Genomic DNA, 22,169 nt, shown 5'->3' on the forward strand with positions numbered 1-22,169 from the left:
ATACGATCCGGCCACCACCCAGCGCATGTTCCGGGTCTCGACCGGGCCAAGCACGCTGCCGCCCGGTCAGGTCGCGGCGCGCATCAAGGACATCGCCCAGCTGCAGAGCGCGCGCGACAACCAGCTCGTCGGCTATGGTCTGGTCATCGGCCTCGCCGGAACCGGCGACAGCCTGCGCAACTCGCCGTTCACCGAACAGTCGATCCGGGCCATGCTGGAGAATCTCGGCATTGCCACCGAAGACGGCCGAGCGCGCGCCAAGAACGTGGCCGCCGTCATCGTCACCGCCAACATGCCGCCCTTCGTCCAGTCGGGCAGCCGTATCGACATCGACGTCTCCTCGATGGGCGACGCCACCTCGCTCGCCGGCGGCACGCTGGTGATGACGCCGCTGAAGGCGGCCGACGGCGAGATCTATGCCGTCGGGCAGGGCTCGGTGATCGTCGGCGGTTTCACCGCCCAGGGCCAGGCCGAGCAGTTGACGCAAGGCGTGCCGACCGCCGGCCGCGTGCCGAACGGCGCCATCGTCGAGCGCTCGGTGCCGGCCGAGTTCGATGACCAGGGCGTGTTGACGCTGCAATTGCGCAATCCCGATTTCTCGACCGCCATTCGCATCGCCGACGCCATCAACGACTACACCTCGCAGCGCTTCGGCATGCGGGTCGCCGCCGAACGCGATGCCCGCACGGTGCAGATCAGGCGGCCGAGGAATGTCTCGGCCGCGCGTTTTTATGCTGAGATCGAAAATCTCGTCGTCGAATCCGACGCCCCTGCCCGCGTCGTCATCGACGAGCGCACCGGCACCATCGTCATCGGCAGCAATGTCAGGATCTCGCGCGTGGCGATCAGCCACGGCACCCTCACCGTGCGCATCACCGAAGCGCCGAAGGTGGTTCAGCCGGAACCCTTCTCCAAGGGTCACACCGCCGTCGAGCCCTTCACCGCCATCGAGGCGAGCCGGCCCGACGCCCGCGTTGCCGTGCTCGACGGTCCCGACCTCGAAACGCTGGTCTCGGGCCTCAATCGCCTCGGCGTGAAGCCCGACGGCATCATCGCCATCCTGCAAGGCATCAAATCGGCCGGCGCCTTGCAGGCCGATCTGGTTCTCCAATAGGCATGCCGATGATCGCGCTTTCCTCCCTAACACCCCGCCGTCACCTGAGCTTCCGGGCCATCGCAGCAATGGTTGCTCTGCTTGGCGGCACCGCTGCCCATGCGGACGAGGTACGACAGATGTTGCCGGGCGGTCAGGCGCCGGTTCAGCCGGCACAGCTCACACATGAAAACGCGCCGCTTCAGCCGGCTGCGCTCGCAGGCGGCAAGGCGCCGGACGAAAGCGAGATCCAGCGCTTCTGTTCCAACATCGCGGACGCCGCGCGCGACCGCCGCTACGCTCTCCAGGCCGAGGAATTGAAGCAGCTGCAGGCCGGCATCGACGAGCGCATGAAAGCGCTGGAGGCAAAGCGGGCCGAATACGAGGAATGGCTGAAGCGCCGCGAGGTGTTCCTGGCGCGTGCCGAGGACGGCGTCGTCAAGATCTATGCCGGCATGAAGCCCGATGCCGCCGCCGAACGTCTGGCGATGGTCAACGCCGAGCTCGCGGCGGCCATCCTGATGAAGCTCGATTCGCGCAAGGCCGGCGTTATCCTGAACGAAATGGACCAGAAGGCGGCGGCGACGCTCACCGGCATCATGGCCAGCGCGGCGCGAAGGGTCGATCCGTCATGAAGTTGAAATTGCTAGCCCTGATCGCCCTCGCCACCCTGGCCGGCTGCGGTACCGATCTCAGGGAGGTCGGCAGGGAGCCCGCTTTGTCGCCGGTCGGCTCCGGCATCGGCGAAGGCGGTTCCGGCCCTTACAGCTACCCCGAGCCGCCTGTCTCCCGGCCGAAGAAATTCTCGCTGTGGGACGATCGCCAGAGCCGGCTGTTTACCGATCCGCGCGCGCTGCGCGCCGGCGACATCCTGACCGTCAACATCAGGCTCAACGACAAGGCCAATTTCAAGAACCAGAACGACCGCAGCCGCACCGCCGCGCGCAAGCTTGGCTATGACATCAATCTCGGATGGGAAAAGGCAAGCACCAGCGGCAAGGGCGACGCCGGCCTGAGCTCCAGCACCGAGACCAATGCCGACGGAGAGATCAAACGCTCGGAAAACCTCGAGCTCAATGTCGCCGCCGTCGTCACAGACGTGCTGCCCAACGGCAATCTGATGATCAGGGGCTCGCAGGAGGTCCGCGTCAATTACGAGCTTCGGGTGCTGACCATCGCCGGCATGGTCCGTCCGTCCGACATCGGCGCGGAAAACACCATCCCCTACGAGCGCATCGCCGAGGCGCGCATTTCCTATGGCGGCCGTGGCCGTGTGAGCGAGGTCCAGCAGCCAGCCTATGGCCAGCAGATCCTCGACCAGGTTCTTCCTTTCTAGGGCCGGGAGAGCGCTGCCGTGGCAAATGTCGAGCAAATCCAGCCCAAGAAGGGACCTTCCCTGGCGATCCAGCTCGCCATGCTGTTGGCCATGACCGGCGCGGCCGTCGGCATGGGTTGGCTTTCCGGCGGCTATCTCAAGCAAGGCGAAACGCCGGCAGCGGTGCCCGCAGCTCCGGAAAACGCCGGTGCCGCGGAAAAACCCGCCGAAGGCGGCAAGGTGGGCGCCGGGCCAGCGCTGGTGCAGCTGGCGCCGATCACCACCAATCTCGCCTCGCCGTCGGAAGTCTGGATCCGGCTGGAGGCGTCGCTGCTCTACGATGCCCCGCAGCCGCAGGAGATGACCGAGCAGATCCACCAGGACCTGCTCGCCTATGTGCGCACGCTCAAGCTGCATCAGATAGAAGGCGCCAGCGGCTACCAGCATCTCAAGGCCGATCTCGAGGAGCGCGCGGCGCTGCGCAGCGGCGGCCACGTCAAACAGGTTCTCGTCAGGACGATGCTGCTCGAATGAGAAAGTTCCTCATAGCCACGGCGCTCATCGTCGTCACCACCTCCGTCGCCGCGGCTCAGCAGCTCGATCTTGGCGGCATCGGCAAGGCCGACGGCACGACCGTCGGCTATCTGATTCAGATGTTCGGCCTGCTCACCGTGCTCTCGGTGGCCCCGGGCCTTTTGATCATGGTGACGAGCTTCACCCGCTTCGTCATCGCCTTCTCGATTCTGCGCGCCGGCATCGGTCTGCAATCGACGCCGGCCAACCTGATCCTGATCTCGCTGTCGCTGTTCATGACGTTCTATGTCATGGCGCCGACCTTCGACCAGGCCTGGAACACCGGCGTCAAGCCGCTGATGGACAACCAGATCACGCAGGGCGAGGCGTTCGAGAAGATTTCCGGCCCGTTCCGCGACTTCATGCTGCACAATGTGCGCGACAAGGATTTCGACCTCTTCGCCGACCTCGCTCGCGAGCGCGGCCAGACCGTCTCGCGCGAGACTGTCGACCTGCGCATCCTGGTGCCGGCCTTCATGATCTCGGAGATCCGCCGCGGCTTCGAGATTGGCTTCCTCATCGTCCTGCCGTTCCTCGTCATCGACCTGATCGTTGCCACCGTCACCATGGCCATGGGCATGATGATGCTGCCGCCGACGGTGGTATCGCTGCCGTTCAAGATCCTGTTTTTCGTGCTGATCGACGGCTGGAACCTTCTGGTCGGCAGCCTGGTACGATCCTTCACCTGATCGTTCCCGCCGGACCGCACAAGCATGCCGCGCCACGCCTCGACAGCTTGAGCAAGCTGCGCGCAAATCTTCCAACATTATTTTCGATTAACCGTCCGATTTAGGTCTTTGGTAGCAACTTGCCGCCATAGTCGCCTGCAGATGGCGGGTGACCCAATTGAGCGGTCATTGGCATGATGCCGCACCGTCATACCGGACATGCCGGTATGTCAAAAAATCCGTGTAAAAATAAGGTACGAGTACCATGGCCAGTATCATGACCAATGCCTCGGCGCTGACCGCGCTGCAGAGCTTGAACGCCACCCAGAAGAACCTCGACACCACCCAGTCCCGCATCTCGACGGGTTATCGCGTTTCCCAGGCTTCCGACAACGCCGCTTACTGGTCGATTGCCACCACGATGCGCTCCGACAACCAGGCCATGTCCACCGTTTCGGACGCGCTCGGCCTCGGCGCCTCGAAGGTCGACACCGCCTACACCGGCATGGACAGCGCGATCACGACCATCAACCAGATCCAGCAGAAGCTGACCGCTTCCTACGGCCAGACGGATGCTTCGAAGGAAAAGACCCAGGTCGAAATCGCCGCTCTTCAGAAGCAGCTGAAGGCCTATGCCGACGGCGCCACCTTCTCCGGCACCAACATGCTGTCCGTCTCGACGGCTTCAGGCACGGCGGCGGACGTCAAGATCGTCTCGGCCTTCAACCGCAGCGCCGCTGGCGCGGTTTCGATCTCGACGATCGACGTCAATGTGGAAAGCATCAAGCTCTATGACTCGGGCGCTGCCCCGACCTCGAAGGGTATCCTCGATGCGGCTCGCCTCGGCACCACCGGCGCGACGACCGCCACGGCTCAGAACCCGACCTTGGGTGCAGCTCCCGCAGCCGGCGATACCTATTCGGTTGCCAGCCTGGCCATCTTCTCGGGCACCACCGCTGCCAGCGACGCTCAGATCCAGCAGATGATGAACGTCGTCGACGCCGCGCTCAAGGACATGACCAACGCCGCCACCAAGCTCGGCGCCGCCAAGAGCTCGATCAACCTGCAGAAGACCTTCACCTCGAGCCTGATGGACTCCATCGATCGCGGCGTCGGCCAGCTCGTCGATGCCGACATGAATAAGGAATCGACCCGCCTCCAGGCGCTGCAGGTTCAGCAGCAGCTTGGCGTCCAGGCGCTGTCGATCGCCAACGGCTCGTCGCAGTCGATCCTGTCGCTCTTCCGCGGCTGATCGCTTCATACTGACCGGACCAAAGCATCGGGCCGCGCCAAAAGCGCGGCCCGATTTGCGTTTGCTCAAGGCTCGCGCAACCCTCGTTCCCTAACCTCTCGGAAGCCTACTTTTAACAGGCCATTAACCATATCGCGCTAGGTATGGTTAACCAATCACTTAGGTTGTCGAATCGGCCCGACCGGCACGATTCGCAACCCATGGACAGGTCGAGACCCGGCCTGCGTGGCATGCCGGCTTTTGAGAAGGAGCGAGTTTCTTGGCGAGCATCATGACGAACGCTGCGGCGTTGACTGCACTTCAAAGCCTCAACGCCACCAACAAATCGCTCGAGCAGACGCAGGCCCGGATCTCGACCGGCTACCGGGTCTCCGAGGCCTCCGACAACGCCGCCTACTGGTCGATCGCCACCACCATGCGCTCCGACAATTCGGCGCTGTCGACTGTGCAGGATGCGCTCGGTCTCGGCGCCTCGAAGGTCGACACCGCCTATACCGGCATGAACAACGTCCTTTCGACGATCGGCCAGATCAAGACAAAGCTTTTGTCGGCTGTCGGCCAATCGGGTGCCAACAAGGCCAAGACGCAGACCGAAATCACCACGCTGCAGGCGCAGATGAAATCCTTCGCCGATGCCGCCACCTTCTCCGGTTCGAATTACCTTTCGGTCACGTCAACCCAAGTCGCGGCCGCCAATGACGGCGTCCAGCCCGACGCCCAGATCGTCTCCTCGTTCAACCGCTCCTCGTCCGGCGCCATCTCGCTCGGCACCATCGACATCAATGTCGAGAGCACCAAACTATTCGATTCCGGCCTCGCGACGGCCGTCAAGAACCAGGGCATTCTCGATCGCAAGACTTCGATCTATTCCACCGCCGCGGACCAGTCGGCATATGATGCCGCTTACGCGGCCTCGATCGCCGGCGGCGCCACCGACATCGCCGCCAACACCGCGGGCCAGGCCGCTGTGTCGGGCTCGCCCGTCAAGATCGACAACGTCTCCGCCTTCAATCTCGACATCACGGCGACGGGCGTGACCGACGACATCATCACGCAGATGGTCACCAAGATCGACAACGTCATGAGTCAGCTTACCGACGCCGCCACCGTGCTCGGCGCCGCCAAGAGCTCGATCGACCTGCAGAAGACCTTCACCCAGAGCCTGATGGACTCCATCGACCGCGGCGTCGGCCAGCTCGTCGATGCCGACATGAACAAGGAATCGACCCGCCTTCAGGCGCTGCAGGTGCAGCAGCAGCTCGGCATCCAGTCGCTGTCGATCGCCAACAGCTCCTCTCAGTCGATCCTGGCGCTATTCAAGAACGGCTAATCGGCAGAAATATTCCGACCGGCGAAAGGCCGCGCCTCGGGCGCGGCCTTTTTCGTTTTTCGATAAGAGCCGGGTCGACGCTTTGCTGGACCTTCGGCGGCACGCCTATCATCCTCGCACAAGCTTCGCGGTCTAGTCTTCCGGCGGACAGTCATGCTGGGAGCGGTTGAATCGTGCCGGAACAGATCCAGAGCATCATCGCGAATTTGAAGAGCTTCGGCGTGAGGCGTCTGGCGCTCATGGGCGGCATCGCGGCCCTGGTCATGGCCGTCATCGGCATCGCGTCGGTCTATCTCAACCGTCCGGCCTATGAGACGCTCTATGTCGGCCTCGAGCGTTCCGACGTCAATCAGATCGGACTGGTGCTGGCCGACGCCGGCATCGGCTTCGACGTCGGCTCCGACGGCACATCCGTGATGGTGCCGGCCGGCACCACCGCGCAGGCGCGCATGCTGCTTGCCGAGAAAGGCCTGCCGACCAGCGCCAACGCCGGCTATGAGCTGTTCGACAATGTCGGCTCGCTCGGCCTCACCTCCTTCATGCAGCAGATCACCCGCGTGCGCGCCCTGGAAGGCGAGATCGCGCGCACCATCCAGTCGATCTCCGGCGTCAAGGCGGCTCGAGTCCACATCGTCATGTCCGAGCGTGCCAATTTCCGTCGCGACGAGCAGCAGCCCTCCGCCTCGGTGGTCATCCGCTATGCGGGCAGCGATGCCGAGAAGAGCGCCATGTCGATCCGCCACCTCGTCGCCGCGGCCGTTCCCGGCCTCTCGGCCGACAAGGTCACCGTGCTCGATTCCAACGGCAACCTTTTGGCCGCCGGCGACGACCCGTCCAACACGAGCGCCGCGCGCACGCTGGGCGTCGAGCAGACGGTCGAGGCGCAGATCGGCGACAACATCCGCCGCGCGCTCACCCCTTATCTCGGCCCGGACAATTTCCGCGCCAGCGTCAAGGCCGACGTCAACACCGACACGCGCCAGACCGAGGAGACGATCTTCGATCCGAACTCGCGCGTCGAGCGTTCGGTGCAGTCGGTGAAGACCAACGAGGCCAGCAACCAGAAGCAGGCTTCGACCCCGACCAGCGTCGAGCAGAACCTGCCCGAGACGCAGACCACCACCACCGAGGGCCCGCAATCCACATCGCAGAACGACCGCAAGGAAGAGATCACGAACTACGAGATCAATTCCAAGAAGATCGCCACCGTCTCCAACGGTTACACGGTCAACAAGATGTCGATCGCGGTCGTCGTCAACCAGGATCGCCTGAAGACCATCCTCGGCAAGGACGCCACGCCGGAGCAGATCGCCAAGCGAGTCGCTGATATCCAGAAGATGGTCGCCTCGGCGACCGGCTTCGACGACAAGCGCGGCGACATCATCGACGTCTCGGCGGTCGAATTCATCAACGGCCTCGACGGCGAGCCGATAGATCAGCCTGGCATTCTCGCCTCGATCGGCACCTATACCGGCACGCTGATCAATGCCGGCGCCTTCATCGTCGTCGTCTTCCTGGTGGCGTTCTTCGGCCTCAAGCCGATGGCCGCCGCGCTGACGGCGTCGGCAAGGCCTGCGGCCATTGCCGGCCCGAGCTTCGACGACGTGCAGCGTTCTTTGCCGACGCCCGATGCGCCGGTCGCCGCGATCACCGCCGAGGCCCCGGCCGGCGCCCTGCCCGGCGCGCGCGCCGGTACAACCCCGCTCGATGACCTGCGCCAGAAAATCCGGCCGGCGCCGCAGGACCGGCTTGCCCGCATGGTTGACCTCAACGAGGAGCGCACCGCGCAGATTCTGCGCAAATGGGCAGCCGTCCCGGAAGCCGTGGGTTAGGCCATGGCCTCCGCAGCCCTCTTCGATCTCCTGCCCGATTTTGGTTCGCGCACGCCGCGTGCCAATCAGGCGCCGACCGCGCGCGACGCCGAGCATCTGCCGGCCGCGCCGGAGCCGCAGGCCGATATCGGCGCGCTGATCGCCGAGGCCGTGGCCGACGCGGAGGTAGCGCTCGAGGCGCGCCTCGCGCTGGCCCATCAGGCAGCGCTCGACGCCGAGCGCCAGGCCAGCGACCAGGCCGCGCAAACTTTCCTTGAGAGCTTCGGCGGCGATCTCGGCGTCGCCGTCGCCACGCGCATCGAGGCCATGGAGCAGCGCGTTGCCGAGCTTGCCGGCGCAACCGTCGCCCGTATCGTCGGCGGCCTTCTCAGCGACGACCTGCAGAAGCGTTCGCTCGCCGCCCTTTCCCGCGCCATCAGTGCGGCGGTCGCCGACAGCGAGGCCGTGCGCATTGCTGTCCGCGGGCCGTTGTCGCTGTTCGAGCCGCTGAAAGAAGCGCTCGGATCCCGCGCCGCCAATCTCGACTTCACCGAGGCGCCAGGCTTCGACCTGACCGTCACCATCGACGAAACCGTGTTCGAGACGCGTATCGCCGAGTGGTCGGCGTCCTTGTCGGAGGTCCTGTCATGAGCGCCGTCGAGCATGCCGATCCCCGGCACGAGATCATCATCGTCAAGCGCAATCACGACGGTCATGACGACGCTCACCATGGTGGCGTGTGGAAGATCGCCTTCGCCGACTTCATGACGGCGATGATGTGCTTCTTCCTCGTCATGTGGTTGATCAACGCCGCCAACGAGCAGACCAAGGCAGCCGTCGCCAGCTATTTCAACCCGGTCGAGCTGATCGATCGCAACTCCAGCCGTAAGGGCCTGGAAGACCTCGGCGACGGCCCGAGCAAGGTCGGATTGACCGCGGATAACCCGCAGCAGGGCGCGACCAAGGCGGGCGATGACGGCAAGGGCGGCGCCGGTTCCTCCGAACGCCGGCAGACCAAGGCCGGGGCGCAGGATGCCCAGCTTTCCGACGAAAAGCTGTTCGCCGATCCCTACGCGGTGCTGGCGGAGATCGCCGCCGATACGGGCGTGATGCAGAACGTCAGCGCCAAGGGCGAAGGCGGCGCCCAGGCGGCGGGTCCGGCAACCGGCGCATCCGGCGGCGAATCCTATCGCGATCCGTTCGCGCCGGATTTCTGGTCGCAGCAAGTGGCGGCGCCTGGCGCCGAGGCCACCGCCGAACGCGCCAGGATCGAAGGCGATCCGGTCAAGCCCGGCGAGAAGGTCGCCGCCGCTCCTGCCCTGACGGCCGCGCCGCTGGAGCCGCTGGCAACCCCGCAAAAGACCGACGCCAAGAGCGAACCAAAGGCCGCGCAAAGCGGGGCCGAGACGCTGTCGGGCGAAGCAAACAAGACCGAGAAAGCCCAAGACGGGAAAGCTGAAGTCGACAAGCGCGAGGATGCAGCGGCCGACACCACGGCCGAAACCGCGAAGGCGGAAAAGACCGAACCCGAGCAAGCCGCCGACAAAAGCGACAAGGCGCCGAGCAAAGCCGCTCTTCAGGAAGCGGCGGATATCAAGAAGGAGCTCGCCAAGGCATTCCCGCCGGGTGAAAAGCTTGCCGACGGCGTCTCGGTCGAGGCCACCGACAAGGGCGTCGTCATTTCGATCACCGACCAGCTCGATTTCGGCATGTTCGAGATCGGCTCGGCCATGCCGCGCCGCGAGCTGGTGCTGGCGATGGAAAAGATCGGCCGCATCGTCAACGAGAAGAAGGGCACCATCACCATCAGCGGCCACACGGACGCGCGGCCGTTTCGCAGCGACACTTACGATAACTGGCGGCTGTCCACCGCGCGCGCCCATTCGGCCTACTATATGCTGGTGCGCGGGGGCGTCGACGAAAGCCGCATCACCGAGGTCGCGGGCTTCGCCGACCGGAAGCCAAAGATCGCCTCCGATCCGATGGCTGCCGCGAACCGACGCATCGAAATCCTGATGGCGGCCGGCGGATGAGGGCCAGGACCGTCATCGGCCGTTCGATGAAGCGCTTCACCGTGTCAGCGAAACGGCGAACCGCTCCATCTCTTTGCCTTGGCGCAATTCCGAACGGAAAACCGCATCACGCTTTTGCTGGGATGGCGCTGGCGCTGGCGCTGTTCGTTGCCGGGCCGTCATCGGCGGCCTTCGCGCAGGACGCCCTGCAACCCTATCAGCTGGTGCGTTCGCTGCAGCTGATCCAGGATCGTATTGCCGGCGGCGATCATGCCGCGTTGCCGATGCAGGCAAAACTCCTCGAAATGATCGACGCCCGGATGCGCAATGCCGATGCCGAGGATTTCAAGGAGCCGAAGAACTTCCGCGCTCTGCTCGTCTACGGCATGAGCGGCGGCAACCCGGTGACGGTCGCGGCGGCGGCTTCGCGCGCGGCAACCGACCCGCAAAGCCTGGCCATCGCCAGAGGCGTCGTCGCCTATCTGAGCGGCCGGCCGGCCGAGGCGATCGAAATGCTGAAGCCGATCGATCCGTTGGGCGTGCCCGCCGACCTCGGCGCCTTCCTGGCGCTGGTCAAGGGCTCGCTGCTTGCGACGGATGATCCGGCGGCAGCGCTGAACCTGCTCGACGAGGCGCGCCTGCTCAGCCCCGGCACGTTGGTCGAGGAGGCAGCGCTTCGACGCTCCGTGGGCATGGCGGCCGCGCGGGGCGATGCCGCCCGTTTCGCGCTGGCCTCGACCCAGTATGTCGCGTCCTACCTCTATTCCCCTTACGCCAGCCAGTTCGCCGATGCCTTTGTTTCCGGCGTCATTACGCTGCACATGGCGATCAGCCAGGACAAGATCGCCGACATCACCTCGATGATGGATCCCGAGCGCGAGAAAGTGATCTACCTGCGCATCGCGCGCCGTGCCGCGATCGACGGGATGACCGAGCTCTCGGCTTTCGCCTCAGCGAAGGCCGAGCTGGGCCGCAACGGCAGCGGCAGCCGGGACGACCCGCGCACTCAGCTCTATTCGAGCCTTTCCATCATGACATCGGCCAATGTCGATGAAGTGCGCGCCAAGCTCGGCAAGATCGATCGCGGCAAGCTTTCGCAAAGCGACCGCGACCTGCTCGACGCCGCGCAGGCCGTGGCGGGCGAAGTGATGGCGCCGGTGAAAGCGCCCGCAAACGCCGAAACCGCACCGACAATCGTTGCAAGAGGCGACGGAGGGAAATCCGCGACCGAGGGCTCAGCCGACCCGGCCAATGCGGACTTGCCTCCCGTGGAAGGAGCGATGCCCGAACAGCCACCGGTCGCGGCACCCGATCCCGCGGTCGCGGTGAGCGATCCGCCGGTCGCGCCGAGCGACCAGGCGAAAGACACGTCCGCCGCTTCGCCGCCCCCTGTCCCGCAGCCTGCGCAAGCATCGGCTGGAACCCTGGCCGCCGCTCCGGCTCCGACCGGCGCCGCGCCGGTGGTTAAGGCATCCGCACCGGCGACGCCCGATATGCAAGACCCGATCGATGCGGCGGTCACCAGCACGCGGCGTCAGCTCGACCAGATCGACCAACTCCTCGGAGCAGCCCCGAAATGACCAGCGTCAACCAGACCTTGCCGGGCTTTGCTTCGACACAGTCCCCGTCCCGGCAGCACACTGCCGGCGACAAGGATGGGGATCAGAATTTCGGCAAGATGGTGCATGGGACCGAGAGCCCACAGGACAAGCACACGGCCGGACCGGTAATACCGAACGCGCATCCGGCAAGGCGCTTGCCGGCCAATGCCGGCAGGCATGAGCCGGACCAGGACCCGCAGGGGAAAACCGGTTCGCAGAAGGCGACGGGAAAGTCCGCGAAGACCGACGGGCAATCCTTATCCGCGAAGCAGACCGCGGATAAGGATACCGCGGCGCAAGCCGATGATTCCACGCCGCTGCAGGACCGCTTGCCATTGCTGATGGCGCTGGGCGACATGAAGCATTTCGCGCAATCGTCGGGCGCGGGCGGCGCTGATGGTGAAGAAGCCGCCGGCGACCACGGATCGCTGGAACTGCGGCTGCGCGCCGGCAAGCGCACGGCGATCGACAGTTCCGCCGAGCCGCTGTCGCGATCCACCCGTTCGACGGCAGCGGACGATTCCGGGCCCGATTTTGGGCAGAAGCCGGTGAAGGCGCAAATGGCTCTCGATATGCCGGGCCGGCGTGATGCCGATGCCTTGCCGGCGCGAGGGGATGATCCGACGGCCGGTAGCCCGTTGCCGCCGCAGGGCTGGCGGCCGGCTTCCGCATCCAAGGCTTCGCTGCAATCGCAGTCGGCCGCGCAGCAGACTCCGGGCAAGCCGTCTTCTTCCGCCGGACGCATGGAAGTCGTCAGCCAGCAGAGCTTCCCGGTGCCGGCGCAAAACCCGATCGGCCAGACGGTATCGGCGCTGGTTGAAGGGCTTGCCTCCGACCATGGCGTCCAGCAAGCCTTTGCAAGCGCCTCGACGGGCTCCCAGACGACCAATTCTGTTGCCGTTCCGACACACGTGCTGAAGATCGAGCTGCACCCTTCGGAGCTCGGATCGGTTGTCGCCAGCCTGCGGCTCTCGGGGGAGCGACTTTCGATTGAGATGAAGCCCGAGACACACGAGGCATACCGCCGTCTCGCCGCCGACAGCGACGCCGTCGTCAAGTCGATGCGCAGCCTCGGCTTCGACGTCGACAAGGTCACCATCCTGCAACCCTCGATAGCAGCCCATGCGGCCAGCCGCGCCGACGCAACCAGCGCCATGCCGATGTCGACAGGCCGCGACCAGCCTTCGTTCCAGCCTGGGAACTCGGGCGGCAACGGCGCGGGCGGCGGCCGGCAACCGGGAAGGAACAATGGCGATGGCGCACAGGAATTCGGTCGACCCGCTTCGCCTCTTCGCGAGCGTGCTGACGACGATATGTATATCTAGTTTCGCTGCCGGCGCGGCCAGCGCCGCAGCCAATCCCTGCGAGCCGGAGATCCTGCGCGCCGCCGATCGCTACGGGGTGCCCGCCGGAATCCTGTACGCCGTCGGCCTGACCGAGACCGGAAAGAAGGGCAGCCTTCAGCCTAATGCCTTGAATATAGAAGGAAAAGCTGTGTTTCCTCGCAGTCGCGGCGAAGCGCTCGCCGCATTCGAGAACGCGCGTCGCGAGGGCAAGACGCTGATCGATCTCGGCTGCATGCAGATCAACCATCGCTATCACGGCGCGCAGTTCCGCAGCGTCGAGGACATGCTCGACCCGCATCGCAATGTCGACTACGCGGCACGCTTCCTGGTCAGCCTGCATGCCCGGCACATGACCTGGTCGATGGCCGTCGCCCGCTATCATGCCGGCCCCGACAATGACCCGGCGCAGAAGGTCTATGTCTGCCGCGTCATCGCCAACATGGTCGCCACCGGCTTCGGCAAGTGGACGCCGAATGCCAGCACTTTCTGCAATCAGTAGTTGTTGTACCTGAGAGTCGGTCGACCTTCGCCAGCCTGTCCCGCCGGCGCCGATATTCGTCGGTCAGCAGCTGGCGCGAACACACCAGCGCAACCGCTTTTATTACGGCTCCCAAAAAAACTCCCAAGAAAATAGCTACAAGAAATGATGGTTTTCCAGGATTCGTCGAGCCGGGTACGCCTTTCCGCACGGGGCAAGTGAAATGATTCGGAGGGCGGGCCGATGATCGTGATCGTTGACGAGCGAGAGCTCGTGACAGAGGGCTACTCTTCACTTTTCGATCGCGAGGGGGTGGCCACTGCCGGCTTCGCGCCAGGCGAATTCGGCGAGTGGGTGAGTTCCGCCGCCGACACCGATCTCAGATCCGTCAGGGCCTTTCTCATCGGCGACTGCCGCGAAGGCGCGATATCGCCGCGCCAGATCCGCGACCGCACCGGCGCGCCGGTGATCGCGCTCAGCGAACATCACTCGCTCGAGCACACGCTGCGGCTGTTCGAAAGCGGCGTCGACGATGTCGTCCGCAAGCCGGTGCATATCCGAGAGATTCTCGCCCGCATCACCGCCATCCGCCGCCGCGGCTCCGAAGAGGCCGCCTATACCGAGGTCGGGTCGATGCGGATCTTCATGGACGGCCGCGATCCGGAGATCAACGGCGAGCCGCTGCCGTTGCCGCGGCGCGAGCGACGCATCCTGGAATATCTGGCCGGCAACCGCGGCCGGCGCGTGACCAAGACCCAGGTCTTCAACGCCATCTACGGCATCTTCGACGAGGAGGTCGAGGAGAACGTGGTTGAGAGTCACATCTCGAAGCTGCGCAAGAAGCTGCGCGAGAAGCTCGGTCACGATCCGATCGATTCCAAGAGGTTCCTCGGCTACCGGCTGGTGTTTTGATGGCCGCCCTCGAGCGTGATCCCGAACCGAAGGTCAGCGAAAGCAAAAAGTGGGAACCGGTTTTCGGACAAGGATCATGCTCCAACGAAGAGTCAGAGCGCGTTGGCGATTCAACGAAGCGCCATCGCGGTCTAGGCCCATCCCGCGCCAGCCTCGCGCAAGACACGAGGCATAATTTTACGGCCTGCTACCCAGGCACTGCGGAGATCCATCGATGAGCCTCTACGGAATGATGCGGACCGGCGTTTCCGGCATGAACGCGCAGGCCAACCGCCTCTCCGCGGTGGCCGACAACATCGCCAACTCCGACACCACCGGCTACAAGCGCTCTTCGGCCGAGTTCTCGTCACTGATCATGCCCGGCACCGGCGGCGCCTATAATTCCGGTGGCGTGACCACCACGATCCGCTCGGCCGTCGGCACGCAAGGCGTCATGACCTACACCACCTCGGTGTCCGATCTTGCCGTCAACGGCGACGGCTTCTTCGTCGTCCAGGATGCCGGCGGCACGCCCTATCTCACCCGCGCCGGTTCCTTCGTCCCGGATGCGCAGGGCCGGCTGGTCAACGCCGCGGGCTACCAGCTCATGGCCTACGACTACGCCAATGGCGATCCGGCAGCGACCGCCAACGGCTTCGAGGGCCTCGTGCCGGTGCAGATCTCCGATCAGCAAATGACGGCGACGCCGAGCACCGAGGGCCTGTTCTCCGGCAACTTGCCCGCGGGCGCGACGCCGCCCTCCGGCCCGCTGCCGTCCAGCAATAGCGCGACCGCCGAATACACGTCGAAAACCTCGCTGGTCGCCTATGACAATCTCGGCAACAAGAAGCTGCTCGACGTCTATTTCACCAAGACCGGCACGGGAACATGGGAAGTCTCGGTCTTCGATCAGTCGAAGGCGACCCCCGGCACCTCCTTCCCCTATACCGGCGGTGCGCTGGGATCGGCCAACCTCACCTTCGACACCACCACCGGCAAGCTCAGCGGCACGACCACGGGCGTCTCCTTCACGGTTCCGGGCGGCCAGACCCTCAACCTCGATCTCTCCAAGCTGACCCAGCTCGGCACCGGCTTCACCGTCGCCGACGCCAAGGTCAACGGCAACGCCCCGAGCTCCATCCAGAAGGTTCAGATCGGCCAGGACGGCGTCATCTACGCTCAGTTCGCGGACGGCTCGACCAAGGCGCTTTACAAGATCCCGCTTGCCGACGTTCAGAGCCCCGACAATCTCACCGCAATGCCCGGCAACATCTATGTGCAGAGCACCGACTCCGGCGCCGTCCACATCGGCTTTGCCAATGAGGGCAAGCTCGGCTCCATCGTCTCCGGGGCGCTCGAAAACTCCAACGTTGATATCGCCGAGGAACTGACCAACATGATTGCGGCGCAGCGCAGCTACACCGCCAATTCCAAGGTCTTCCAGACCGGCTCGGACCTGATGGACGTCCTCGTCAACTTGAAGAGATAAACGACGGGCGCCGCCCGTGAAAGATCAGCATGTCGCTTTCCTCCGCACTAAGCATTGCCCAATCGGCGCTCCTGGCCACGTCCAAGCAGACCAGCGTCGTATCGCGCAATGTGGCCGACGCGTCGAACCCTGACTATACCCGCCGCATCGCCGTGGTGACCAGCACGGCGCCGGGCGCCCGGGCGGTGGAAATCCAACGCGCCGCGAACGAGCTCCTGTTCCGCCAGAACCTTTCGGCGCTGTCGGCATGGAGCGGCCAGAGCGCGCTTTACAACGGCATGGATCAACTCGAACTGTCGGTCAACGGGGTCGACAACGCGTCCTCTCCCTCGACGGCCATCGCCAAGCTGCAACAATCTCTGCAGCTTTACGCCACGACGCCATCGAACCAGAACCTCGGCACCAGCGTCATCGATGCCGCCAAGCAGGTGGTGAATTCTCTCAACAGCGGCACCAAGGCGATCCAGGACTTCCGCACCCAGGCCGACAGCCAGATCGCCACCGCCGTCGACGACCTCAACTCCCTGCTCGGCCAGTTCCAGGATGCCAACAAGGCCGTCATCTCCGGCACGCGATCTGGCACCGACGTGTCCGACGCGCTCGATCAGCGCGACGCGCTCCTGAAGAAGATATCGGAATATGTCCCGGTATCGACCTTCACGCGCGGCGACAACGACATGGTCGTCACCACCAAGGACGGCACGACGCTGTTCGAGACCGTGCCGCGCTCGGTGACCTTCGCGCCGTCGGCCGGCTATTCGGCCGGCACGCCCGGCAACACGGTCTACATCGACAACGTGCCGGTCTCGGCCGGCACTGGCGACAACGCGACCGCCGAAGGCAAGCTTGCGGGCCTGCTGAAGCTGCGTGACGGCGTCGCCTCAACCATGCAGAGCCAGCTCGACGAAATCGCGCGCGGCCTTGTCACCGCATTTGCCGAGACCGCGCCGTCGCAGCCCAATGCGGCCGGCCTGTTCACATGGTCCGGCGCGCCGGCAATCCCGGCCGCCGGCACCCTGGTCGACGGCCTCGCCGGATCGATCGGCGTCAACGCCGCCTTCGATCCGAGCGCTGGCGGCAATCCCGCGCTGTTGCGCGACGGCGGCGCCAACGGCGCGGCCTATGTCGTCAACACCGGCAACGCATCCTATTCGGACCTTCTGATCAGCTACGGCAACAAGCTCGATCAGCCGATGGCCTTCGATGCCTCGGCCGGCATCGCCGTCAGCTCCGGCGTCTCCGACTACGCGGCCAACGCCATCGGATGGTTCGAAGGCGTGCGCCAGCAGGCCTCGACGAATGCCGACAGCAAGCAGGCGCTGGCGGCGCGAACGGCCGAGGCGCTGTCCAACGATACCGGGGTCAACGTTGATCAGGAGATGTCCCTGCTTCTCGACCTCGAGCACACCTATCAGGCCTCGGCGCATATGATGAAGACCGTGAGCGACATGCTGGACGCCCTGATGAGCGCGGTAGGATAATTCATGAAAGCGACAGCCGTTTCCTCAGCCTCCATCTCCAACGCCCTGCGTTATCAGCAAGCGAAAATGCAGGCCGACCTTGTGAAGGCGACGACGGAATCCACGACCGGCAAGGTCGCGGATGTCGGTCTGGCGCTTGGCGGGCGCACGACCCAGGCCGTCACCTTCCAGCGCGACCTCGACCGGCTGAACGGCATCGTCGATTCCAACGCGCTCGTCACCGCGCGACTGACATCGACCCAGGATTCGCTCGGCCAGATCGCCGGTGCCGCGCAGAGCTTCCTGTCGGCGCTGACCAGCGGCGTGTCGGGCGACTCCTCGACCAGCATCCTGCAGACCGCCGGCGCCTCGGCGCTGCAGCAGATGACGGGTATTTTGAACACGAGCGTCAACGGCGAATATCTGTTTGCCGGCACCAACACCGACGTCAAGCCGATCGACGATTTCAACGCCACGGGCTCGCCGGCCAAAGCCGCCTTCGATGCCGCCTTCTCGAGCTATTTCGGCTTTGTCCAGACCGCCCCGGCGGCGGCCAACATCACCGCTGCCCAGATGGACGACTTCATCACCACCAAGGTCGAGCCGCAATTCCTGGGCGCCGGCTGGCAGGCCAACTGGTCGAGCGCCACCGATGAGCAGATCACCAGCCGCATCTCGCTCAACGAAACCACCCAGACCTCGGTCAGCGCCAACGAACAGGGTATCCGCAAGCTCGCCATGGCGTCCGCCATGGTCAGCAGCCTGCTTACCGGCAGCATCAGCGAGGCCGCCCAGAACGCGGTCGTCAGCCGCGCGCAGGCGCTGGTCGGCGAAGCCATCGGCGGCATTACCCAGGTGCGGGCCGAAACGGGCCTTGCCCAGCAGCGCGTATCCGACGCCAGCGACCGCATGAAAACCCAGGTCGACCTGTTCGAGAAGCATATCGTTGATCTCGAAGGCGTCGATCCCGCGGAAGCCGCTACCCGGGTCGCCGACCTGACACAGCATATCGAGACCTCCTTCGCCTTGACCGCGCGTCTGCAGCAGCTCAGCCTGCTGAACTATCTGACTTGAACACGTAAACCGGAACGCCAGAGCGCCGACGATGTATCAATTCTCCTACGCCGACATCCAGACCGACTCCGTCGCCGATGCCAAGGACCGGGAGCGGCAGCTGCTCACCCGGTCGATCGACATGCTGGCGGCGGCAGCAGCCGTTGGCACCGAGTCGATGGAAGCCGTCGAGGCGCTGCATTTCACCAACCGCATCTGGACCACATTTGTCGAGGATCTCGGCTCCAGCGACAACGCCCTGCCCAAGGAACTGCGCGCCAACCTGATCTCGATCGGCCTATGGCTGCTGCGCGAGACGGAAGACATCCGCCAGGGCCGCACCAATAATTTCGAAGGACTGATCGAGGTCTCCCAGATCATCCGAGACGGCATCCAATGACCAACACGCTGAAGATCTCGCTAAAGCCCAACGAGAAGATCTATATCAACGGCGCGGTCATCCGCGTCGACCGCAAGGTCACCATCGAGCTGATGAACGACGTGCAGTTCCTGCTCGAAAGCCACGTCCTCCAGGCCGATCAGGCCTCTACGCCGCTCAGGCAGCTTTATTTCATCGTGCAGATCATGCTGATCAACCCGCTCGGCGCCCCCGAGGCGCGCGAGATGTTCCGCCGCTCGCTGCCGATGCTGATCGCAAGCTTCGACAACCAGGACATCTGCAAGAGCCTGAAGCAGATCGACCGGATGGTCGGCGAGGATGAGATCTACGAGGCGCTGAAAGCGATCCGCGCGCTCTATCCGCTCGAGCGCAGGGTGCTCGAAGACGATGACGACATTTCCCAAACGCCGCGCGCATTGGCTGTAGGAGCATAAAATGGCCGTCGACATGACGACAACGATCCCGGTTGGCGCCAACCAGGCCAGCCAGAAGACTTCCAAGACGGCGGTTGACTACCAGTCGTTCCTGAAGCTCCTGATCGCCGAGATGAAGAACCAGGATCCGACCAAGCCGATGGATTCCACGCAATATGTCGCGCAGCTCGCCACCTTCTCCCAGGTCGAGCAGTCGGTGCAGACCAACACCAAGCTCGACCAGATCATGCAGTCCTCGGCATTGTCGCAGGCCGATGCGCTGATCGGCCGCTCGATCACCTCGGCCGACGGCAAGACAACCGGAACGGTGGCTTCGGTGACGCTCTCCAGCAGCGGCCTGATCGCCGTGCTGCAGGACGGCACCCAGGTTCCCGTCGGCGCGGGCGTGTCGATCAAGCCGGCCGCCTGAGCATGTCTCACGAAAGTGGATCCGGTTTCGGGGCAAAGACATGCTTAAATCAAAACCAAAAACAGGTCGCGTGAACTGTTTTTCATGCGACCCGCTTTAGCGGGCTCGCGAGAGGTCAGCCATGAACGAGGCCGATGCCCTCGACATCGTCCAGTACGCCGTGTGGACGGTTCTTACCGCTTCCGCTCCCGTGGTGCTGGTGGCGATGGTCGTCGGCATCGGCATCGCGCTCATCCAGGCGCTGACACAGATTCAGGAAATCACGCTGACCTTCGTGCCGAAGATCGTCGCCATCATGCTCGTGGTGGCGCTGACCGGTCCCTTCATCGGCGGCCAGATCTCGGCCTTCACCAACGTCATCTTCGAACGCATCGAGCACGGCTTCTGACGCAAGGCCGCGAGCGTCGGGTGGCCTCCGCCCCGACCCGGATGATCTTGCAGCGGCATCTGTAGCAGCTAGATTGTGAAGCGCGCCGGCATCGGTCGGCGCCCTCGTCCTAGGCCACTTTCAGGAAGCGATGCATCAGGCAAGAACGGCCGGCGGGCCATGTGCGCAATAGCCGGCGTCTGGCGAAAGCGCGATCCGATCGGCAGCGGCGATCGTCGCGACGTCGCGCGCATGATGCAGGCATTGGCGCATCGCGGTCCCGACGATCACGGCAACTGGAACGACGCCCGCCTGGCGCTCGGCCATCGCCGGCTGACCATCATCGACCCATCGCCCGCCGCGCGCGAGCCGATGCTGACCGCGTCCGGCGACGGTGTGCTGTGCTACAATGGCGAGGTCTATAATTTTCGCGCATTGCGCAAGTCGCTGGAGGCGGAAGGCCTGACGTTCCGCACGGTGTCCGACACCGAGGTGGTGCTTCAGGCCCTGCATCACTGGGGCCCGCAAAAAGCGGTGCCGTTGTTCGACGGCATGTTCTCCTTCGCCTATTTCGATGCCAGCGCCGGCGCCTTGTGGCTTGCCAGGGACAGGCTGGGCATCAAACCGATGTCGGTCGCCGAGACCGGCGACCGACTGCTGTTCGCCTCAGAGGACAAGGCGATCCTCGCCTGCCACGACTTTACCCGCCGGATCGACACGCGCGAGCTGACGCTGCGGCTGGCCTGGCAGAGCCGCGATTCGAGCTACAGCGTCTTCGACGGCATCGAGCGCCTGCCGCCGGCCGGCCTCTGGAAGATCACGGCGCAGGGCATCGAGAAGCGCCGCTTCTGGCATGTCCTCGACGTCCTGGAGACCGCGCGCATCTCCGGCGACAAGACATCCGACGCCGAACATATGGCGACGCTCCGGACGCTGCTCGAGGAAAGTGTCGAGCTGCATTGCATCGCCGATACCAGCCTTGCCACCGCCTGCAGCGGCGGCATCGATTCCGGCCTGATCACCGCGCTTGCCAAACGCTTCAGGCCTGAGATGCATGGTTACGTCGTCGACCCGAAGCTCGGCCGCAGCGAGGCCGAGGATGCAGAGCGGACCGGTCGGCATGTCGGCGTAAGCCTGCGTCGGGTGCCTTTGGACAAGGACCGGTTCCTCGAGCTCTGGCCGCGCGCGGTCTGGCACCTCGAAACCGACGGGTGGCATGCCAGCCACGCGGCGCTGCTGGCGCTTGCCGAGCAGTGCCGCGCCGATGGCGTCAAGGTGCTGCTGACCGGCGAGGGTTCCGACGAGCTTTTCGGCGGCTACAAATGGCAGGCATCGACGGTCAGGCTCTGGCGCCAGTCCTGGCTGCAGCGCCTGTTCCGGTCGAAGGCCGGGCGTGACCGCAAATTCGCTGAATTGCGCCGCGCCCCGTTCCGCAACTCGATCGGTCGCGGCTCGCCGACGGACCGCGCCATGGCGCTCAGAGCCCTGTCGCCCGAGCTGAATTTCCTGCAGACCAAGCTGTTCGACAGGTTGGACGGCGTCGCGCAGCCCGGCGATCGCGCCTTCCTGGCAAGCTGTTTTTACGACCTTTACTCGCATCTGCAGGACCTGCTGCACCGGCACGACCGGTTGAGCATGGCGGCGTCCGTCGAGCTCAGGGTGCCGTTCCTCGAGAACCGGCTGATCGACTTCGCCCTTCATTTGCCGCGCCGGCAGAAATACCGCGACGGGACCGGCAAGTGGCTGCTCAAGAAGGTCGCCGAACGCCATCTGCCGCGCGAAAACATTCGCGCCGCAAAGAACGGCTTCGAGATGGATGCCGCTTTTTCGGCTGGCACGCAGGGCCTGCTGCGCGGTGGCCTGCTGCGCGACGCGATGAAATGGTCTGCTTCCGAATTGGACGACCTGATCGACATGGCAAGCAGCCAGGAAACGTCGCGCCTGCGTCTCGTCGGCATGGAAATGCTGCTCAGGCTTTACATGAATGGCGAGACAACAGGCGCGTTGACCGAGGCCCTGCATGCCGAGGAGAGAGGTGCGAAATAACCCAAAGTTGGTCCAGACAGGCCAGATGCTTGGCTTAAAGCTTCGCCGACGCATTTTCGCCTTTGCCATCCTGTTGTTGGGTCGCACTCTTTGGCGAGTCGCCCGCCTGCGCGGGCGCGGCGAGCCTCTATAGCGGATGAA

The 22,169-nt window shown here is 64.6% G+C and carries 22 protein-coding genes; all 22 read left to right on the plus strand.

Annotated features, from left to right (window positions below; all coding sequences use genetic code 11):
- The first annotated feature begins 25 nt into the window (after positions 1-25).
- The 22 genes from LB520_RS05550 (at position 26) to asnB (ending at position 22,028) form a co-directional block, all read left to right on the plus strand.
- A complete protein-coding gene (locus LB520_RS05550) occupies positions 26-1,114 on the plus strand; it encodes a flagellar basal body P-ring protein FlgI (RefSeq protein WP_224636873.1) in 1,089 nt (362 codons plus the stop codon).
- A gap of 2 nt (positions 1,115-1,116) precedes the next feature.
- Positions 1,117-1,728, plus strand: coding sequence for a MotE family protein (locus LB520_RS05555; protein ID WP_411969859.1), 612 nt, complete (start codon positions 1,117-1,119; stop codon positions 1,726-1,728).
- Complete coding sequence (gene flgH / locus LB520_RS05560; RefSeq protein WP_095766377.1) at positions 1,725-2,429, plus strand: flagellar basal body L-ring protein FlgH; 705 nt, start codon at positions 1,725-1,727, stop codon at positions 2,427-2,429. The genes LB520_RS05555 and flgH overlap by 4 nt, the downstream gene beginning before the upstream one ends.
- An 18-nt stretch (positions 2,430-2,447) precedes the next feature.
- Positions 2,448-2,942, plus strand: a complete 495-nt coding sequence (fliL, locus tag LB520_RS05565) for a flagellar basal body-associated protein FliL (protein ID WP_095766376.1) — start codon at positions 2,448-2,450, stop codon at positions 2,940-2,942.
- Positions 2,939-3,670, plus strand: a complete 732-nt coding sequence (gene fliP / locus LB520_RS05570) for a flagellar type III secretion system pore protein FliP (protein WP_095766375.1) — start codon at positions 2,939-2,941, stop codon at positions 3,668-3,670. Before fliL ends, fliP begins: the two co-directional genes overlap by 4 nt.
- 244 nt (positions 3,671-3,914) lie before the next feature.
- Positions 3,915-4,901, plus strand: a complete 987-nt coding sequence (locus LB520_RS05575; protein WP_095766374.1) for a flagellin — start codon at positions 3,915-3,917, stop codon at positions 4,899-4,901.
- A gap of 259 nt (positions 4,902-5,160) precedes the next feature.
- Positions 5,161-6,231, plus strand: a complete 1,071-nt coding sequence (locus LB520_RS05580; protein ID WP_224524346.1) for a flagellin — start codon at positions 5,161-5,163, stop codon at positions 6,229-6,231.
- A 173-nt stretch (positions 6,232-6,404) separates the two neighbouring features.
- Positions 6,405-8,063 carry a flagellar basal-body MS-ring/collar protein FliF gene (gene fliF, locus LB520_RS05585; RefSeq protein WP_224636741.1) on the plus strand — a complete coding sequence of 553 codons (1,659 nt, stop codon included), beginning with the start codon at positions 6,405-6,407 and terminating at the stop codon, positions 8,061-8,063.
- 3 nt (positions 8,064-8,066) lie between these two features.
- On the plus strand, positions 8,067-8,693 hold the full coding sequence (locus tag LB520_RS05590) for a hypothetical protein (protein ID WP_224636742.1): 627 nt from the start codon (positions 8,067-8,069) through the stop codon (positions 8,691-8,693).
- Positions 8,690-10,075 carry a MotB family protein gene (locus tag LB520_RS05595; protein ID WP_224636743.1) on the plus strand — a complete coding sequence of 462 codons (1,386 nt, stop codon included), beginning with the start codon at positions 8,690-8,692 and terminating at the stop codon, positions 10,073-10,075. The genes LB520_RS05590 and LB520_RS05595 overlap by 4 nt, the downstream gene beginning before the upstream one ends.
- Positions 10,076-10,197: 122 nt before the next feature.
- Positions 10,198-11,634 carry a chemotaxis protein MotC gene (locus LB520_RS05600; RefSeq protein WP_411969862.1) on the plus strand — a complete coding sequence of 479 codons (1,437 nt, stop codon included), beginning with the start codon at positions 10,198-10,200 and terminating at the stop codon, positions 11,632-11,634.
- Entirely contained in the window at positions 11,631-12,980 is a 1,350-nt protein-coding gene (locus LB520_RS05605; RefSeq protein ID WP_224636746.1) for a flagellar hook-length control protein FliK, read from the plus strand. Before LB520_RS05600 ends, LB520_RS05605 begins: the two co-directional genes overlap by 4 nt.
- Positions 12,910-13,500, plus strand: a complete 591-nt coding sequence (locus LB520_RS05610) for a transglycosylase SLT domain-containing protein (RefSeq protein ID WP_224524331.1) — start codon at positions 12,910-12,912, stop codon at positions 13,498-13,500. The genes LB520_RS05605 and LB520_RS05610 overlap by 71 nt, the downstream gene beginning before the upstream one ends.
- Before the next feature lie 222 nt (positions 13,501-13,722).
- Positions 13,723-14,391: a response regulator transcription factor gene (locus LB520_RS05615; RefSeq protein WP_095766367.1), complete on the plus strand. Its 669-nt coding sequence runs from the start codon at positions 13,723-13,725 to the stop codon at positions 14,389-14,391.
- A gap of 214 nt (positions 14,392-14,605) precedes the next feature.
- Complete coding sequence (locus tag LB520_RS05620; protein ID WP_224636748.1) at positions 14,606-15,859, plus strand: flagellar hook protein FlgE; 1,254 nt, start codon at positions 14,606-14,608, stop codon at positions 15,857-15,859.
- 29 nt (positions 15,860-15,888) lie between these two features.
- Positions 15,889-17,340, plus strand: a complete 1,452-nt coding sequence (flgK, locus tag LB520_RS05625) for a flagellar hook-associated protein FlgK (protein ID WP_224636750.1) — start codon at positions 15,889-15,891, stop codon at positions 17,338-17,340.
- Positions 17,341-17,343: 3 nt separating this feature from the next.
- Positions 17,344-18,393 (plus strand): flagellar hook-associated family protein, encoded by a 1,050-nt coding sequence (locus LB520_RS05630; RefSeq protein WP_224636752.1) that lies wholly within the window; start codon positions 17,344-17,346, stop codon positions 18,391-18,393.
- 31 nt (positions 18,394-18,424) lie between these two features.
- Positions 18,425-18,772: a flagellar biosynthesis regulator FlaF gene (flaF, locus tag LB520_RS05635; protein ID WP_040989989.1), complete on the plus strand. Its 348-nt coding sequence runs from the start codon at positions 18,425-18,427 to the stop codon at positions 18,770-18,772.
- Positions 18,769-19,206 carry a flagellar biosynthesis repressor FlbT gene (gene flbT, locus LB520_RS05640; protein ID WP_095766363.1) on the plus strand — a complete coding sequence of 146 codons (438 nt, stop codon included), beginning with the start codon at positions 18,769-18,771 and terminating at the stop codon, positions 19,204-19,206. The genes flaF and flbT overlap by 4 nt, the downstream gene beginning before the upstream one ends.
- Before the next feature lies 1 nt (position 19,207).
- Positions 19,208-19,615: a flagellar hook assembly protein FlgD gene (gene flgD / locus LB520_RS05645; protein WP_140632323.1), complete on the plus strand. Its 408-nt coding sequence runs from the start codon at positions 19,208-19,210 to the stop codon at positions 19,613-19,615.
- 121 nt (positions 19,616-19,736) lie between these two features.
- Positions 19,737-20,003, plus strand: a complete 267-nt coding sequence (fliQ, locus tag LB520_RS05650; protein WP_095766361.1) for a flagellar biosynthesis protein FliQ — start codon at positions 19,737-19,739, stop codon at positions 20,001-20,003.
- 159 nt (positions 20,004-20,162) lie between these two features.
- Positions 20,163-22,028 (plus strand): asparagine synthase (glutamine-hydrolyzing), encoded by a 1,866-nt coding sequence (asnB, locus tag LB520_RS05655; protein WP_224524325.1) that lies wholly within the window; start codon positions 20,163-20,165, stop codon positions 22,026-22,028.
- The last annotated feature ends 141 nt before the right edge of the window (positions 22,029-22,169 follow it).

It is taken from the genome of Mesorhizobium sp. CA12, assembly GCF_020165255.1.
Classification (GTDB): domain Bacteria; phylum Pseudomonadota; class Alphaproteobacteria; order Rhizobiales; family Rhizobiaceae; genus Mesorhizobium.

What these genes read in the sequence shown, in the direction of transcription:
- LB520_RS05550 (WP_224636873.1), top strand. Translation starts at nt 26, where the DNA reads ATGTTCCGGGTCTCGACCGGGCCAAGCACGCTGCCGCCCGGTCAGGTC.
- LB520_RS05555 (WP_411969859.1), top strand. Translation starts at nt 1,117, where the DNA reads ATGCCGATGATCGCGCTTTCCTCCCTAACACCCCGCCGTCACCTGAGC.
- flgH (WP_095766377.1), top strand. Translation starts at nt 1,725, where the DNA reads ATGAAGTTGAAATTGCTAGCCCTGATCGCCCTCGCCACCCTGGCCGGC.
- fliP (WP_095766375.1), top strand. Translation starts at nt 2,939, where the DNA reads ATGAGAAAGTTCCTCATAGCCACGGCGCTCATCGTCGTCACCACCTCC.
- LB520_RS05575 (WP_095766374.1), top strand. Translation starts at nt 3,915, where the DNA reads ATGGCCAGTATCATGACCAATGCCTCGGCGCTGACCGCGCTGCAGAGC.
- LB520_RS05590 (WP_224636742.1), top strand. Translation starts at nt 8,067, where the DNA reads ATGGCCTCCGCAGCCCTCTTCGATCTCCTGCCCGATTTTGGTTCGCGC.
- LB520_RS05595 (WP_224636743.1), top strand. Translation starts at nt 8,690, where the DNA reads ATGAGCGCCGTCGAGCATGCCGATCCCCGGCACGAGATCATCATCGTC.
- LB520_RS05600 (WP_411969862.1), top strand. Translation starts at nt 10,198, where the DNA reads ATGGCGCTGGCGCTGGCGCTGTTCGTTGCCGGGCCGTCATCGGCGGCC.
- LB520_RS05605 (WP_224636746.1), top strand. Translation starts at nt 11,631, where the DNA reads ATGACCAGCGTCAACCAGACCTTGCCGGGCTTTGCTTCGACACAGTCC.
- LB520_RS05610 (WP_224524331.1), top strand. Translation starts at nt 12,910, where the DNA reads ATGGCGCACAGGAATTCGGTCGACCCGCTTCGCCTCTTCGCGAGCGTG.
- LB520_RS05615 (WP_095766367.1), top strand. Translation starts at nt 13,723, where the DNA reads ATGATCGTGATCGTTGACGAGCGAGAGCTCGTGACAGAGGGCTACTCT.
- LB520_RS05620 (WP_224636748.1), top strand. Translation starts at nt 14,606, where the DNA reads ATGAGCCTCTACGGAATGATGCGGACCGGCGTTTCCGGCATGAACGCG.
- flgK (WP_224636750.1), top strand. Translation starts at nt 15,889, where the DNA reads ATGTCGCTTTCCTCCGCACTAAGCATTGCCCAATCGGCGCTCCTGGCC.
- LB520_RS05630 (WP_224636752.1), top strand. Translation starts at nt 17,344, where the DNA reads ATGAAAGCGACAGCCGTTTCCTCAGCCTCCATCTCCAACGCCCTGCGT.
- flaF (WP_040989989.1), top strand. Translation starts at nt 18,425, where the DNA reads ATGTATCAATTCTCCTACGCCGACATCCAGACCGACTCCGTCGCCGAT.
- flbT (WP_095766363.1), top strand. Translation starts at nt 18,769, where the DNA reads ATGACCAACACGCTGAAGATCTCGCTAAAGCCCAACGAGAAGATCTAT.
- flgD (WP_140632323.1), top strand. Translation starts at nt 19,208, where the DNA reads ATGGCCGTCGACATGACGACAACGATCCCGGTTGGCGCCAACCAGGCC.
- fliQ (WP_095766361.1), top strand. Translation starts at nt 19,737, where the DNA reads ATGAACGAGGCCGATGCCCTCGACATCGTCCAGTACGCCGTGTGGACG.
- asnB (WP_224524325.1), top strand. Translation starts at nt 20,163, where the DNA reads ATGTGCGCAATAGCCGGCGTCTGGCGAAAGCGCGATCCGATCGGCAGC.